13 protein-coding genes are annotated in these 14,206 nt (G+C 59.3%); 4 read left to right on the forward strand and 9 right to left on the reverse strand.

Going from position 1 to position 14,206, the window contains the following annotated elements; genetic code table 11:
* Window positions 1-306 precede the first annotated feature (306 nt).
* Both C9422_RS28775 and C9422_RS28780 read left to right on the forward strand, forming a co-directional pair.
* Window positions 307-588, forward strand: coding sequence for a DUF6124 family protein (locus tag C9422_RS28775; protein WP_116582975.1), 282 nt, complete (start codon window positions 307-309; stop codon window positions 586-588).
* A gap of 144 nt (window positions 589-732) precedes the next feature.
* Entirely contained in the window at window positions 733-2,079 is a 1,347-nt protein-coding gene (locus tag C9422_RS28780) for a Fic family protein (RefSeq protein ID WP_116582976.1), read from the forward strand.
* Window positions 2,080-2,257: 178 nt separating this feature from the next.
* Here C9422_RS28780 and C9422_RS28785 read toward each other — a convergent pair whose 3' ends face one another.
* From C9422_RS28785 to plsB, 5 genes are all read right to left on the reverse strand, one after another.
* Window positions 2,258-2,899 (reverse strand): hypothetical protein, encoded by a 642-nt coding sequence (locus tag C9422_RS28785; RefSeq protein ID WP_116582977.1) that lies wholly within the window; start codon window positions 2,897-2,899, stop codon window positions 2,258-2,260.
* Window positions 2,900-3,136: 237 nt separating this feature from the next.
* The gene (locus C9422_RS28790) at window positions 3,137-3,826 is read right to left on the reverse strand and encodes a DUF4197 domain-containing protein (RefSeq protein ID WP_116582978.1); all 690 of its coding nucleotides are present in this window, start codon (window positions 3,824-3,826) and stop codon (window positions 3,137-3,139) included.
* Between the two features lie 29 nt (window positions 3,827-3,855).
* Complete coding sequence (locus C9422_RS28795; protein WP_116582979.1) at window positions 3,856-4,254, reverse strand: YbaY family lipoprotein; 399 nt, start codon at window positions 4,252-4,254, stop codon at window positions 3,856-3,858.
* 99 nt (window positions 4,255-4,353) lie between these two features.
* On the reverse strand, window positions 4,354-4,692 hold the full coding sequence (locus C9422_RS28800; RefSeq protein WP_007978424.1) for a YbaY family lipoprotein: 339 nt from the start codon (window positions 4,690-4,692) through the stop codon (window positions 4,354-4,356).
* Between the two features lie 169 nt (window positions 4,693-4,861).
* A complete protein-coding gene (gene plsB, locus C9422_RS28805) occupies window positions 4,862-7,354 on the reverse strand; it encodes a glycerol-3-phosphate 1-O-acyltransferase PlsB (RefSeq protein WP_116582980.1) in 2,493 nt (830 codons plus the stop codon).
* 236 nt (window positions 7,355-7,590) lie between these two features.
* Here plsB and C9422_RS28810 point away from each other — a divergent pair, with 236 nt between their 5' ends.
* Complete coding sequence (locus C9422_RS28810) at window positions 7,591-7,800, forward strand: cold shock domain-containing protein (RefSeq protein WP_007954750.1); 210 nt, start codon at window positions 7,591-7,593, stop codon at window positions 7,798-7,800.
* Window positions 7,801-7,892: 92 nt separating this feature from the next.
* Here the strand turns inward: C9422_RS28810 and C9422_RS28815 are convergent, their stop codons facing one another.
* The 4 genes from C9422_RS28815 to C9422_RS28830 form a co-directional block, all read right to left on the reverse strand.
* Complete coding sequence (locus C9422_RS28815; protein ID WP_116582981.1) at window positions 7,893-8,270, reverse strand: hypothetical protein; 378 nt, start codon at window positions 8,268-8,270, stop codon at window positions 7,893-7,895.
* A gap of 84 nt (window positions 8,271-8,354) precedes the next feature.
* Complete coding sequence (locus C9422_RS28820) at window positions 8,355-9,164, reverse strand: putative RNA methyltransferase (RefSeq protein WP_116582982.1); 810 nt, start codon at window positions 9,162-9,164, stop codon at window positions 8,355-8,357.
* Window positions 9,164-10,315 carry a succinyl-diaminopimelate desuccinylase gene (gene dapE / locus C9422_RS28825; RefSeq protein ID WP_015093751.1) on the reverse strand — a complete coding sequence of 384 codons (1,152 nt, stop codon included), beginning with the start codon at window positions 10,313-10,315 and terminating at the stop codon, window positions 9,164-9,166. Before dapE ends, C9422_RS28820 begins: the two co-directional genes overlap by 1 nt.
* Window positions 10,316-10,503: 188 nt before the next feature.
* The gene (locus tag C9422_RS28830; RefSeq protein ID WP_116582983.1) at window positions 10,504-13,092 is read right to left on the reverse strand and encodes a glycosyltransferase; all 2,589 of its coding nucleotides are present in this window, start codon (window positions 13,090-13,092) and stop codon (window positions 10,504-10,506) included.
* A gap of 209 nt (window positions 13,093-13,301) precedes the next feature.
* Between C9422_RS28830 and tcdA the strand changes: the two genes are divergently transcribed.
* Window positions 13,302-14,120, forward strand: a complete 819-nt coding sequence (gene tcdA, locus C9422_RS28835; protein WP_116582984.1) for a tRNA cyclic N6-threonylcarbamoyladenosine(37) synthase TcdA — start codon at window positions 13,302-13,304, stop codon at window positions 14,118-14,120.
* Window positions 14,121-14,206: the final 86 nt, after the last annotated feature.

The following is a 14,206-nucleotide window of genomic DNA, read 5'->3' on the forward strand; positions in this document are numbered from 1 at the left end:
ATCGGCGCTTGGGTGAAAGGAGGAGGGGCGAAATCTCCCACGGATCTGTACTGCGCTAACAGTCAGAATCGGGCTTTGTCCCTCCTCCTCCCTTCAAGTCCTACCATACAAGCGGGCTTGCCCGCGAAGGCGTCCTGACAGTCAACAACGTTTACCGCCCAAGCCAACCATTCAGACCATTCCCACAAGACTTTCAGCTTGCCCGTCAGAAGCACGATCTCTAGCCTTTGTCCGTCGCTGCCACTTCAGCGACCGGGACTGCAAGCCCGCGAATAGTCGTTAGGCGCCTACTTTGGGAGCTTCGCAATGATCAAAGACAGTCCGGATTACTCTGCCTCTGAATCCGAGAAAAAAACGAGAATTTCAAATCGCCCCTGCCCAATTTTCACTATCCACCCAGGCGTCGACTCCGAAACCTTGCTGGTCCATGCCTACGAAACCCTCGCTTCAGCCAATGTAATGGCAACCGAACTGTCGTCCCTCCTGGCCGGCCCAACCTGCAATCTGGCACTCGGCATTCAGCAGATGATTGTCCTCGCGCAACTATCAGTGAATCGCGTGCTCGATCAGTTGGATCAGCAGCAATAGCAATACGAAGAAGCCCGCTGAACCTGTACCCATCAGCGAGCCTTCATTATTCCTACATTTATCTCGGACCCGTCTGATATTGAGGCTCATGAGCCCAGGTGTTGTACTCAACCCCCGGTTTTGTGAATGTTTGAGACAGTGTGCATGAAGAATCCACCCAAGTTGCGGGGACGGACCGACCCGGTGTTTGATCGGCTAGGGCAGTCGCCTCACAAGGAACGCCTCTCGGATTACCTGGCTCTGCTCAAGCACTTGGACGATCAGGGGCGTTATCTGCCATTCGATGCGTTGCGCTATCGCTGGGCGCCGGGTCTGGATTCCAGTTTGTGCTGGGCCTTGGTCAAGAAAGCCCGGACGGCGCAGTATTCGAGTCTTTTGCCATTGGGTGATCCGGTGCGGTGGCTGCAATTCGTGCTGACGCCGTTGGCGCAAAAGGCTATTTCCGCGGTAGACCGGCAAACCACTACGGCCGTGCTGGAGTACATGACCAGCCAGATCGGCGAGCGTGCGCACTTCAGCTATCTGCTCAATGACCTGATTGAAGATGAAGCCATCAGTAGCAGCCAGCTCGAAGGCGCGGCAACCACGACACGAGTGGCCAAGGACATGCTCAAGCGTCATCGCCTGCCGCGCACGCCGGACGAGCGAATGGTCATCGGTAATTTCAAGATGATGAACTTCGCCTGGGAGCAGCGCTACGAGCCTTTGAGCGTTGAGTTGATCGCGGCGATGCACCGCGTTGGCGTCGAGGGCATCGATGATCTGCAGTATTCGCCGGGGGTGTTCAGAAGCCGTGATGATGTCGTGGTGCAGGATGGCGAGGGCAACACCGTTCATACGCCGCCGCCCGCAGCAGGTATCGGGTTGCGTTTGCAGGCGCTGGCGCAATGGATCAACCATTCCCATAACAACCTCTATCAAGCGGATTACCTTCATCCTTTGATCAAAGGCATCGCTCTGCATTTTGCCCTGGGTTATGAGCATCCTTTTCGTGACGGCAACGGTCGGGTCGCGCGGGCGCTGTTTTACTGGTTCATGTTCAAGAATGACTTCTCGGCGTTCCGCTACATCGCGATCAGCGTCTTGCTACGCAATGCACCGGTGAAGTACGGGCGCTCATACCTGGATACCGAGGCGGATGATCTGGATCTGACGTATTTCATCGATTTCCAGTGTTCGGTGGTGCTGCGTGCCGTGGGCAGTTTTACCCAGGCGTATCGGAAAAGTCTGGTTGATGCCGAGTGCTTTGATCGTTGGTTGCGGGACAGTGGTTTTCTCGAGCAACTCACGGAGAATCAGCGGGCCGTGTTTCAAGTGGCCAAGAGCGGAATGGCCAAGGAATTTACTGCGGTCAATGTGAAGGAAAATCTGGGGTGCTCTTACAACACGGCATCAGCCACATTGAATGGGCTGGTCGAGTTGAAGTTATTTGAGAAACGGAAGATGGGACAGGAGTGGGTATTTTTTCTACGACCTGCCTCCGTGACCTGAACCAATATGGGAGCGAGCAGGTCCAATCCCGACGTTGGCATTCTTCGCGTCCACTACGCCCGTGGTCGTCCAGGATCAGTGTTTTTATGAGCAGCTCCATATCGAAGGCGCCAGTAGAATACTGACGCCTGTGACATGAAATAAGTGGATCTTGCGTCAAGTGTCGATCCGCAGGTTTTTAGGTAGAGGCACCGAAACCTGGAAGAGGAACAACATCATTTGGTTTCAGTATCAGATTGTCTGGATGAAGTCCCAGCGACAGTCGACGCTGGCCATAGTTCTCAAATGAACCGACCAGCGTGTAACGTCGGCCCGGTTTGATCATGGAGGGGTCATATTTCAAATAGAAATTGGGTTCCGCGGTCAAGCCGACCCCTTCACACACAAGGGTCTCGTCGTTCTCATCGCTAACGGGTTCAATCAGATTTACATACAGTTTCGAGTCCGCAGGGTAACCAATCCTCGGCATCCAGGTCTTTTCCACGGCGATGTAGCCCAAGGGGCTCAAATAAATGTCTGCATCGTGATCCCCACCTGCCCAATGGAACTCTCGCTCTATATCCAGCAAGAGCGCGGTGTTCTGATGGGAGATTTTTACGTTGATGACAAAGCGACTTCCGACGTCATACCGGTTTGAAGGGACATGGACAGCGAAATTGATGGGGCGTGCCGAGGGAAGTGTGTTGCTGCCCCATATCCCGTGAAGGGTCGGCATAGTTCTGTCGGTAATGTTTTGTACTCTGATATTGATGTCGCAGCCTTCCGGTACTTCGTAGTCCGGAGGAAAGTGCAAAAGTGCGTTGATTGTATGTTGCGTCATAATGATTTCCTTATCCGTTGGTTCGTCGAAATGACGAGCGCTGAGCGTACCCCCAACGCAATCGCGCCTTGCGTAGGAAAAGCTCTCTGTGAGAAGGCGAATCGCATATGGGATTGATCGGAAACGTCCCTGTTTCCGGGAAAGGTGACGGTCAGTTGCGCTCGACAAGATCCGCCGCATCTTCACTGCAATGCAGCGCACCAGTTCAGGCTCGCTACCACAGCGGTTTCTCGGGACCTAGAGCGTGCCGAATACCTTCTTCGCCAAACCGGTCGCCGCAGCCGCCGGGTTCTTGCGGATGGTTTCTTCCTGTTTGCCGATCATTTCGAACAAGCCATTCAACGCCTGTTCGGTGACGTAGTTTTCGACGTTGGCATTCTTCGCGTCCACTACGCCCATGGTCGCCGCTTGCCCGGCGAACGAGTTGTACTGTTGGGCCAGGCCCACCTTGTCGGTGGCTTGCTTGACGATCGGCAGGAACTTGGCGCGGATCTGTTCGCGGCTGGTCTTGTTCAGGTATTGGGTGGCCGAGTCGTTGCCGCCGCTGAGGATGCCCTTGGCGTCTTCCACGGTCATTTTCTTCACGGCATCGACGAGGATTGGCTGGGCCTGGGTCACGGCGGTTTCGGCCGCCTTGTTCATGCTGGCTTCCAGTTCATCGACCTGGTCACCCATGCCGAACTGTTTCATTTTGCTGGCGACCTTGCCCAGTTTGCCCGGCAGTTCGATTTTTACTTCCGGGTTGTTGCTAAAGCCGCCCGGGGTGCCGAGCTGTTTCACGGCCAGTTGCGCGCCTTGGGTCAGTGCGTCCTTGAGCCCGCCGGTGGCGTCTTTCTGCGACAGGTCGCTGAGGGAGAGCGCCAGGGCGTTGGCACAGATCATCAAACCTGCGCACAGGCCGGCAAAACGAAGGATAGGGCGGAGCATGGCAGCTTCCTTGTTCAGAAAAGAGAGAATTAGCGAACGGCGTCGACGCGGATTTTCAGCGGTTGCGGGTCCTTGCCATCAAGACGCACGGCATGGTTTTCGGTGGTGATGAACATCAGCTTTCCATCGACTTCGATGCGCGCGCTGACTGAGTAGCGATGGCCGGGTTTGACCTGCGCCGGATCGTAGCTCAGATGAAACGGCAGTGGCACCTGGCCTTTGACCGGGCCGTTCTGTTCGTCGAGGACAATGGCCGGTGCGTCGGCCAGGGACACGTCCTGCAAGCTCACGCTCAGGGTAGCGGTGGGCGGCAGGGCGCTGCGTTGCAGGTAAAAGACTTCGCCGTCGAGGCTGGCCTTCGGGGCAGGTTGCAGGGATTGGCAGGCGCCGAGCAAAACCGCAAGCCCGAGGAGAGAGAGTTTTTTCATGAAGCGGATCCTTGTCATTGGCACCCGAAGAAGACCGGCGCCAACGACAATTTAACGGATTTTACCGAGGATATCGCCTAACTTGCCTGGGGAGTGTTCTCAGACGAGCTGGACCAGCACTTCCTGTTCCTTCACATGATCGACACCCAGTTCCACCGGGTGAGTTTGAGTGGAGATGAAGTGCAGATGGTCTTCGTGGTTGATGCGCGCGCTGAGTGCATAGCGATGGCCGGGCAGGACATCAGCAAGCTTGTACGTCAGGTTGAAGTTCAGCCCGGCTTTTTCTGCATTGGTAGTGATCTGTACGGCCAGCTCTTTTGCTGCGACATCTTGCAGACTGACATCCTCCAGACGGACATAAAGAGTCGAGTTACGCCGCAGTACAGTATTTTCCAGGAAATACACTTTACCGCTGATGCTGAGGAGTTCGTTGCTCATATTGATTTCCTTATCGATTGATCGTCGGTAGTGACGAGGGCCCAGCATAGGGTCGAGGCAACGTTTGCTATGTAGGGGGATTCCTGGGAGCAGGGACGAAAAAGTGGTGGCATGAGCCAGAAGCGTCCTTGCTTCAGCCATGAAACTTCCGCGCAGAGATGTGAGTAAGTCAGACTGGCGTCACCAACTCCGCCGCATCTTCACTGCGATGCAACGCCACTTGCCGGATAGACAGGCGGATCTCCGCCGGCAACACCCGTTTGGCCGCGCCTTCGGCCAGTTCGCCGAGCAGTTCGTGATAACCGAGCTTGCCCGCTTCATCGCGTTTGAGCACGTCGAGGTCGAGCATCGTCTGGATGAAGTGGCGGAACAGGCTCTTGTCGAAGAACTCCGGAGCGTTCAGGCCATGCAGGATCGACAGACGCTGGGCCATGACCGTGCACAGGTCTTCCAGTTCTTCGGCGCTGATGCTGTTCTGACCGCTGTTGAGCAGCAGGGACACGGTCATGTAGAAGCGCTGCAGGGTCTGGGCGATGCTTTTCGATAGCAGCGTCAGTAACACGAAATGCCGTGAGCTTGGCGCCGGGCGCAGGTACACATCGTTCTCGAAACGCAGCAGGCCTTGTTCGACGAACGCCTCCAGCCATTGATCGATCACCCCGTCCAGTTCGTCCAGCGACCAGCGAATGAACAGCTCCGCTTGCAGGTACGGGTACAGCGCGCGGGTGTAGCGCAGGATCTGTTCGCGGCTCATGCGCGAGGCACTCTGGAAGAAGCTCGCCAGCAGTGCCGGCAGGGCGAAGATGTGCAATACGTTGTTGCGGTAGTAGGTCATCAGGACGGCGTTCTGTTCGTCCAGATACAGAATCTTGCCCAGGGCATCGCTCTGCTCGGACAGCAGGTCCATGTCCTTCACGTGCTCGATCAGCGCGCGGCCGTCACCGTCCGGCAGGGTGGTGTGTGGCGAGTACGGCACTTTGCGCAGCAGCGCCAGATACAGGTCGAGCACCCGCGCCATGGCGCGATCATCCAGAGCCAGGCGGCTGGTGGACAGTAGCGCCAGGGCAACGAGATTGACGGGGTTGATCGCCGCCGCTTCGTTCAGATGCCGGGCAACCTTCTCGCCGAGGCGGTTGGTGGTTTCGTTGAGCCAGGCGGGTCTGAACTGCGGGCCGAGTTCCTGTTGGCGCCAGTTCGGCTGTTCGCTGTCGAGGAATTCCGCCAGTTTGATCGGCTCGCCGAAGTTCACCGCGACCTGGCCGAAGCGCTGCTTGAGTGCGCCGATGACTTTGAAGATGTCAAAGATCGATTCTTTCTTCTTGGCCGCACCGCGCAACTCGCCAAGGTAGGTACGGCCTTCCAGTACGCGCTCGTAGCCGATGTACACCGGTACGAAGACGATGGGCATGCGCGATGAGCGCAGGAAGCTGCGCAGGGTGATCGCCAGCATCCCGGTCTTGGGTTGCAGCATGCGCCCGGTGCGCGAACGGCCACCCTCGACGAAATACTCCACCGGGAAGCCCTTGGTGAACAGGGTGTGCAGGTATTCGTTGAACACCGAGGTGTACAGCGGGTTGCCCTTGAACGTTCGGCGCATGAAGAACGCGCCGCCACGACGCAGCAGGCCGCCGATCACCGGCATGTTCAGGTTGATCCCGGCGGCGATGTGCGGCGGGGTCAGGCCGTTGCGGAACAACAGGTAGGACAGCAGCAGATAATCGATATGGCTGCGGTGGCAGGGGACGTAGATCACTTCGTGACCCTGGGCGACCTTCTGCACGCCTTCGATGTGGTTGACCTTGATCCCGTCGTAAATCTTGTTCCAGAACCAGCTCAGCACCACTTCCATAAAACGGATGGCCGTGTAGGTGTAGTCCGAGGCGATTTCGTTGCCATAGCGCAGGGCCTGGGCCTTGGCTTTTTCCGGTGAAATGTTCTCGCGTTCGGCTTCGTCGAGGATCGCTTGTCTGACCTGCGGCTGGTTCAGCAGGCCCTTGACCAGGTTGCGACGGTGGGAAATGTCCGGGCCGATCACCGCCGCCTTCAGGTTGCGAAAGTGCACCCGCAGGATGCGCTGGGCCATGCGCACGGTGCGCTCGTGCCCCTTGTTGTGCTCGATCAGTTCGCGCAGGTGGATCGGCGCGGAGAACTGCACGCGGGTCTTGCGCCCCAATACGATGATGCTCAGCAAGCGACGCAGACGCCCGGTCACCGCCCAGCTATCGGCGAACAGGAGTTTCCACGGGCTGTTTTCGCTGTCCGGCGACTGACCCCAGAACACGCTGACCGGAATGATCTGCGCGTCTTCGGCGGCGTTCTGGCTCAGGGCGCTGACCAGGCGGGTCAAGGTTGGCGGTGCGCCGCGCTTGTCCTGACGGCCGAGCCAGTCCGGGTCCGGCGTCAGGTAGAAGAACGCGGCCGGTTCCAGCAGGTTGCCCACCGATACCGGCAGCACCGGGCGCGGCAGGCCCGCCTTGCTGCATTCGGTGTCGACCACGGCAAGGTCGGTCAGCGAGGGGTTTTGCAGGACGTAGAACACCGGACGACTGCGGTCGAGGTTGAGGGTGAACGACGACTGATTGATCGTCTCCGAGCGAACCCAGAGGTACAACAGTCGGCGCAGGGTGCCAAACACAAGACGGCGGAACGGGGAACGGGTCATACGGCTTCTGCATGAGTGAATGAAACCAAGCGTTTGCTCGGGCGCTGCGTAGTGTGCCGGATTCGTCGAAAATCGGCAAAAAAGCGGCGAAGTAAAGTGCTATTGAGAGTTTCAGCGTCTGTCATATACTCGGCGCTCTGTCGCCGTTGCCCTCATGGGACCGGTATGCGCAGGCTGACGTTCCCGAGGCTTTCCTGCGAAAAGCCCGATCAATAATAAAAAGGGAGTATGAACAAATGGCAACACGCGAAACCGGCAACGTGAAGTGGTTCAACGACGCCAAGGGCTACGGCTTCATTCAGCGCGAGGACGGGGTGGACGTGTTCGTGCACTACCGCGCGATTCGTGGCGAGGGGCACCGTTCACTGACCGAAGGTCAGCAGGTTGAGTATGCGGTGGTCGAAGGGCAGAAGGGGTTGCAGGCTGAGGATGTGGTGGGGCTGTAACCTTTAAGATCAAAAGATCGCAGCCTGCGGCAGCTCCTACAGGTGTACACATAACCTTGTAGGAGCTGCCGCAGGCTGCGATCTTTTTGCTTTTAAGCGGTCTTCCAGGTGATCTCTTCTTCACCATCGGCGCTGATGCGAATCCAGCGGTCCGCCGTCTCTTCACCTTCTTCCTCGACCCAGGTTCCCGGCGCGCAACGCACTTCGACGTTCAGCGCGGCAAACGCGGCGCGGGCGCAGGCGATGTCGTCGTCCCATGGGGTCTGGTCGCTTTCCAGGTACAGGCTGTTCCACTTGCCGACCGCTTTTGGCAGCCAGGTCACCGGCACGCTGCCGGCCTTGCACTTGTAGGTCTGGCCTTTCTGGACCCAATCCGAACATGGGCCAAGTGCCGCGCCGAGCCAGGCGGCAATGGCTTTGTGATCGACGTCGGCGTCTTTCAGGTAAATCTCGATATCGGGCTGGCGCATGGATGTCCTCACTGCGGGTCTGAAAAATCCATTCGCGGATTTAGCCGGCCTTGAGCCGTTGCCCAAGACCAAAAATGTTTGAAGTTATTGAAGAACGAAATAATCGTAGCGCATCGACACGGTGACCTCGAACGGCTCGGCCTGCTCGATAACGGCAGCACGGCGTTCGGCACTGGCGCGCCAGCCGTGAGGTGTCATCGCCAGCAGGTTCGCCCGGTCCTGACCACTGTGGAGCGTCAGTTTGAATTCCAGGGTTTCACTATGCGCCAGCGCCATGCCTTCCGGCACCAGGTCCAGGTGCTTGTCGTCGATGTACTCGCGGACCTCATCGTACAGCCGCTCGCGCAATTCCATCAGGTGGCCGCTGGTCGGCCCGACTTTCATCAGGCCGCCGCCGACGCTGAGCAGGCGTTTGGCTTCTTCCCAGTCCAGCGGGCTGAAGACGCTGGCGAGGAACTGGCAACTGCCGGAAGCCAACGGCACCCGCGCCATGCTGGCGATCAACCAGGTGAGCTGCGGGTTGCGTTTGCAGGCGCGTTTGACCGCTTCGCGGGAGATGTCCAGCGCATAACCTTCGGCCTCCGGCAGCGCCTCGGCGATCTGCGCGGTGTAGTAGCCCTCGCCACAGCCGATGTCCAGCCAGCGCTGCGGCGCATAGCTGGCGGCCAGCTCCGCCAGACGCCTGGCCACCGGCGCATAGTGCCCGGCATTCAGGAAGTCACGGCGGGCTTCGACCATCGCCTGGTTATCCCCAGGGGCGCGGCTGTTCTTGTGCTGCACCGGCAGCAGGTTCAGGTAACCCTGGCGCGCACGGTCGAAACGATGCCCGGCGGGGCAGACCACACCGTTGTCCACCGCATTGAGCGGTGCGCTGCAGATAGGGCAGGCAAGCATCAGGCGAGCAACTTGATCAGGGTCTGGTAGTAGATTTCGGTCAGCACATCGAGGTCGGCTGCCAGTACGCGCTCGTTGACCTGGTGGATAGTCGCGTTGACCGGGCCCAGCTCAACCACTTGCGTGCCCATGGTCGCGATGAAGCGCCCGTCGGAGGTGCCGCCGCTGGTGGACGCCTTGGTGTCGCGACCGGTGATGTCCTTGATGCTCGACGACACCGCGTCCAGCAGCGCGCCCGGCTCGGTGAGGAACGGCAGGCCGGACAGGGCCCAATCGACGTGCCAGTCCAGGCCATGCTTGTCGAGGATATCGGCGACGCGCTTTTGCAGGCCTTCGACCGTGGACTCGGTGGAGAAACGGAAGTTGAACACCGCCACCAGGTCACCCGGGATCACGTTGGTCGCACCGGTGCCGGAATTGACGTTGGAGATCTGGAAACTGGTCGGCGGGAAGAAATCGTTGCCGTGGTCCCAATGCTCGGCGGCCAGTTCTGCCAGGGCCGGAGCGGCGAGGTGGATCGGGTTCTTCGCCAGGTGCGGGTAAGCCACGTGACCTTGCACGCCGCGCACGGTCAGTTTGGCGCCGAGGGAGCCGCGGCGGCCGTTCTTGACCACGTCACCCACCAGGGTGGTGCTCGACGGTTCGCCGACGATGCACCAGTCCAGACGCTCCTTGCGCGCGGCCAGGCGTTCTACCACTGCCTTGGTGCCGTGGTGCGCCGGGCCTTCTTCATCGCTGGTGATCAGGAACGCGACTTTGCCCTTGTGATTCGGGTAGTCGGCGACAAAGCGCTCGGACGCGACGGTCATGGCGGCGAGGCTGCCTTTCATGTCGGCGGCGCCACGGCCGCAGAGCATGCCGTGTTCGTCGATCAGCGCGTTGAACGGCTCGATCTGCCAGGCGCTCACCGGGCCGGTCGGGACCACGTCGGTGTGGCCGGCGAAGCACAGCACCGGACCGTCGTCCTGGCCGTGGGTGGCCCAGAAGTTATCCACATCTTCGATGCGCATCGGTTCCAGGGTGAAACCGGCATCGCCCAGGCGCTGCATCATCTGCTTCTGGCAATCGGCGTCGACCGGCGTCACGGACGGACGACGGATCAGGTCGATGGCGAGTTGAAGGGTCGGCGAAAGGTCGGCGTGGGCCGTCATGTGAAAACTCCGAGGTACGCACAGTAAACCTGTAGGAGCTGCCGAAGGCTGCGATCTTTTGATCTTGCTTTTGAAAGATCAAGATCAAAAGATCGCAGCCTTCGGCAGCTCCTACAGTGCAAAAGGGCGATCATTCTAAAGCAAAACGGCGACCCGAAGGCCGCCGTTTAACGTTATCCAATAACCGATCACGCCGTCGCGGGCGCAGCCTCTGTCGAAGGTTTCGGCAGCGACGACAGGAACGCCATGATCAGCGCCGCCAGATACGGCAGCGACTGCACCAGCAGCATGGTGACCCAGAAGCGCATGTCGTTGCTCGGCATGCCGTTGACCAGATAAATCCCCAGCGCCGCGCTCCACAGCAGCAACATGATGAACAACTCTTCGCGCGCTTCGGAAATCGCTACCCAGAAGCCATGGTTGTCGGCGTTTTTCGGTGTGCGAAAGAACGGAATGCTGCTGGTGAAGAAGCCGTACAGCACCGCTTTGGCGATGGTGTGAGACAACGCCAGACCGGCCAGCGCCGCGCAGAAGGCATCCTTCAAGTTCACCCCGACCGCACGACGGTAGAGGAAGATGATCTTGGCCACCTTGAACACGAACAGCGCCAACGGCGGGATTGCGAAGATCAGCAGCGGTGGATCGACCCGTTGCGGCACGATGATCATTGCCGCCGACCACAACAGCGCACCGACGGTGAAGAAGATGTTCATGCCGTCCGCCACCCACGGCAACCAGCCCGCGAGGAAGTGGTAACGCTGGCCGCGGGTCAGCTCGGTGTCCTTGCCGCGCAGCAGGCTGGCGGTGTGGCGCTTGATGATCTGAATCGCTCCGTAGGCCCAGCGGAAGCGCTGTTTCTTGAAATCGATGAAGGTATCGGGCATCAGGCCTTTGCCGTAGCTGGTGTGGTAGTACGCCGCCGACAGGCCTTTTTCGAATACGCGCAGGCCCAGTTCGGCGTCTTCACAGATGCACCAGTCGGCCCAGCCCAGCTCTTCGAGCACCGAGCGGCGGGTCATGGTCATGGTGCCGTGCTGGATGATCGCGTCGCGGTCGTTGCGGGTGACCATGCCGATATGGAAGAAGCCTTTGTATTCCGCGTAGCAGAGCTTCTTGAAGGTGCTTTCGTTCTGGTCGCGGTAGTCCTGCGGCGACTGCACCACGGCGATTTTCGGGTCGGCGAAGTGCGGCACCATGTGCTTGAGCCAGTTGCGGTCGACACAGTAGTCCGAGTCGATCACGGCAATCACTTCGGCGTCCTTGGCGGTGTGCGGAATCAGGTAGTTCAGCGCGCCACCCTTGAAGCCGGCCAGCGGTGCCACGTGGAAGAATTTGAAGCGTGGGCCGAGGGTTTCGCAATAATCGCGTACCGGTTCCCAGACCGCCGGGTCCTTGGTGTTGTTGTCGATGATCAGGACTTCGAAATCCGGATAGTCGAGGTTGGCCAGGGCGTTGAGGGTCTGTTTGACCATCTCCGGCGGCTCGTTGTAGCAAGGCACGTGAATCGACACTTTCGGGCGGTAGCCGGAATCGCCTTCCACTGGCAGGAATTCGCGGCGGCGCTTGTGCACCCACACCGCTTCTGCCAATTCATGGGCTTCGGTCAGCAACACGATAAACACCCCGAGCGCACCGAGGGCAAGCAGGAAACCCACTGTCAGACTGAACCAGGTGCTGTATTGCTGGCTGTAGTCGTAGCCGATCCACACCAGCACCGAACCGCAGAGGAACGCGATGAAGGTCAGGAAGGTGCGACCACGCTGGCGCAGGGCCGAGCCGTCGATCATCAGCAAGGTCAGCGACAACAGCGCCAATACCACCGAGCCGATGGCCAATACGCGCCATTGCGGAATCGCCACCACCGGGCCTTCGAAGTTGAACTTTTGCTGGCGCGCGGCGTTGAACACGCCCCAGTAGGCGCCGACGGAACCTTCGTCGCTGGCTTTCCACGGCTGGTCAAACGCTTCGATCACGAAGTAGTTGAAACCCTGGCGATTGAGCTTGTTGACCAGGGTTCGCAGGTAGATCGCCTGGTCTGCGGGCGAAGCATCGGCGCCACCGCGCATGCGGCCGTTGCTCGGCCAGCCCACTTCGGACAGCAGCAGCGGCTTTTTCGGGAACATTTTTTTCAGGTCGCGGGCGCGATCCAGAACGAACTGCTGGGCCTTGTCTACTGGAATGAATTCCCAGTAAGGCAGGACGTGCGCGGCGATCAGGTCGACGTGCTTGGCCAGTTCCGGGTGTTCCTCCCAGACGTGCCATTGCTCGGACGTGGTCACCGGCACCTTCACGGCAGCACGGACTCGGTCGAGCATCACGCTCAGTTCGGCGGCGGTGATTTCCTTGCGGAAGATCGCTTCGTTACCGACCACCACACGAACCACGCTGCGTGAGGAGTTGGCGATTTCGATGGCGCGGGTGATTTCCCGTTCGTTGCGTTCCTGGTCCGGGCTGATCCAGATCCCCAGTGTCACCCGCAAGCCGAATTCTTCCGCCAGTTTCGGGATGTCTTGCAGGGTGCCATCGACCGAGTAGATGCGGATGTTATCCGTCAGCTTGCTCATGATCTCCAGGTCGCGACGCATTTGATCATCGGTCGGGTACTGGTCTTTCTGCGGGAACTGGCCCTGCTGGAATGGCGAGTAGGAGAAGCCGGAGATCTGTTCAGGCCAGTTGGGGGCGGTGACCGGACGGTTGATCAGCGCCCAGAAGCCGGTAAACAGGGCCGCGATGGCGAGCACCACGACCAGGTTGAGTCCAAATTTACGCGATGACATAGCTATTTCGGGTTCCAAAGACTGTGGAACGGAGGAACGGTTGGCCGTCGCCAATGGGCGCGCATCCTATACCGGGCATTCTCTGGTCCTACAGCGGACAGGGAATTGCCGGACGTTGGGCAATGTGATTTCGTTAAAGTTCTTTCTATTTTTCCTGTAACTGGTTTTGTCTTCATATCGCCATATAATGCCCGCCGGTTTTTGGGGTAATGGTCATGAGTACTGAAGATCCGCGTTTTGCCGGCATTGCCCGTTTGTATGGCATCGAAGGCCTTGAGCGCCTGCGCGCAGCCCATGTGGCGATTGTCGGCGTCGGTGGTGTCGGTTCCTGGGCGGCGGAAGCCATGGCCCGTTGTGGCGTGGGCGAGATTTCGCTGTTCGATCTGGACGACGTCTGCGTCAGCAACGCCAACCGTCAGTTGCACGCGCTGGACAGTACCGTCGGCAAACCCAAGGTCGAGGTGATGGCTGAGCGTCTGCGCGGGATCAACCCGGACTGCACGGTGCACGCGGTGCCGGACTTCGTCACCCGCGACACCATGGCCGAGTACATCATGCCGAACATCGACTGCGTGATCGACTGCATCGACAGCGTCAACGCCAAGGCTGCGCTGATCGCCTGGTGCAAGCGTCGCAAGATCCAGATCATCACGACCGGTGGTGCGGGCGGGCAGATCGACCCGACCTTGATTCAGGTCTGCGACCTGAACCGCACGTTCAACGACCCGCTGGCGTCGAAAGTGCGCTCTACGCTGCGCCGCGACTACGGCTTTTCACGCACAGTGACCCGCCATTACAGCGTGCCGTGCGTGTTTTCCACCGAGCAGCTGCGTTATCCGAAACCGGACGGCAGCATTTGCCTGCAGAAGAGTTTTGTCGGTGATGGCGTGAAGCTCGATTGCGCCGGCGGGTTTGGCGCGGTGATGATGGTGACGGCGACCTTCGGCATGGTCGCGGCGACCAAGGCTGTGGACAAGATCGTGGCCGGTGTGCGGCGCCCGGCGGAACGCATCAAGCCCCAAGCCTGAGGTCGACACCTGTAGGAGCTGCCGCAGGCTGCGATCTTTTGATCTTGTTTTTAAAAGGGCAAAGTCAAAAGATCGCAGCCTTCGGC

This window comes from Pseudomonas sp. B1(2018) (genome assembly GCF_003097365.1).
Classification (GTDB): Bacteria; Pseudomonadota; Gammaproteobacteria; order Pseudomonadales; family Pseudomonadaceae; genus Aquipseudomonas; species Aquipseudomonas laurylsulfatiphila.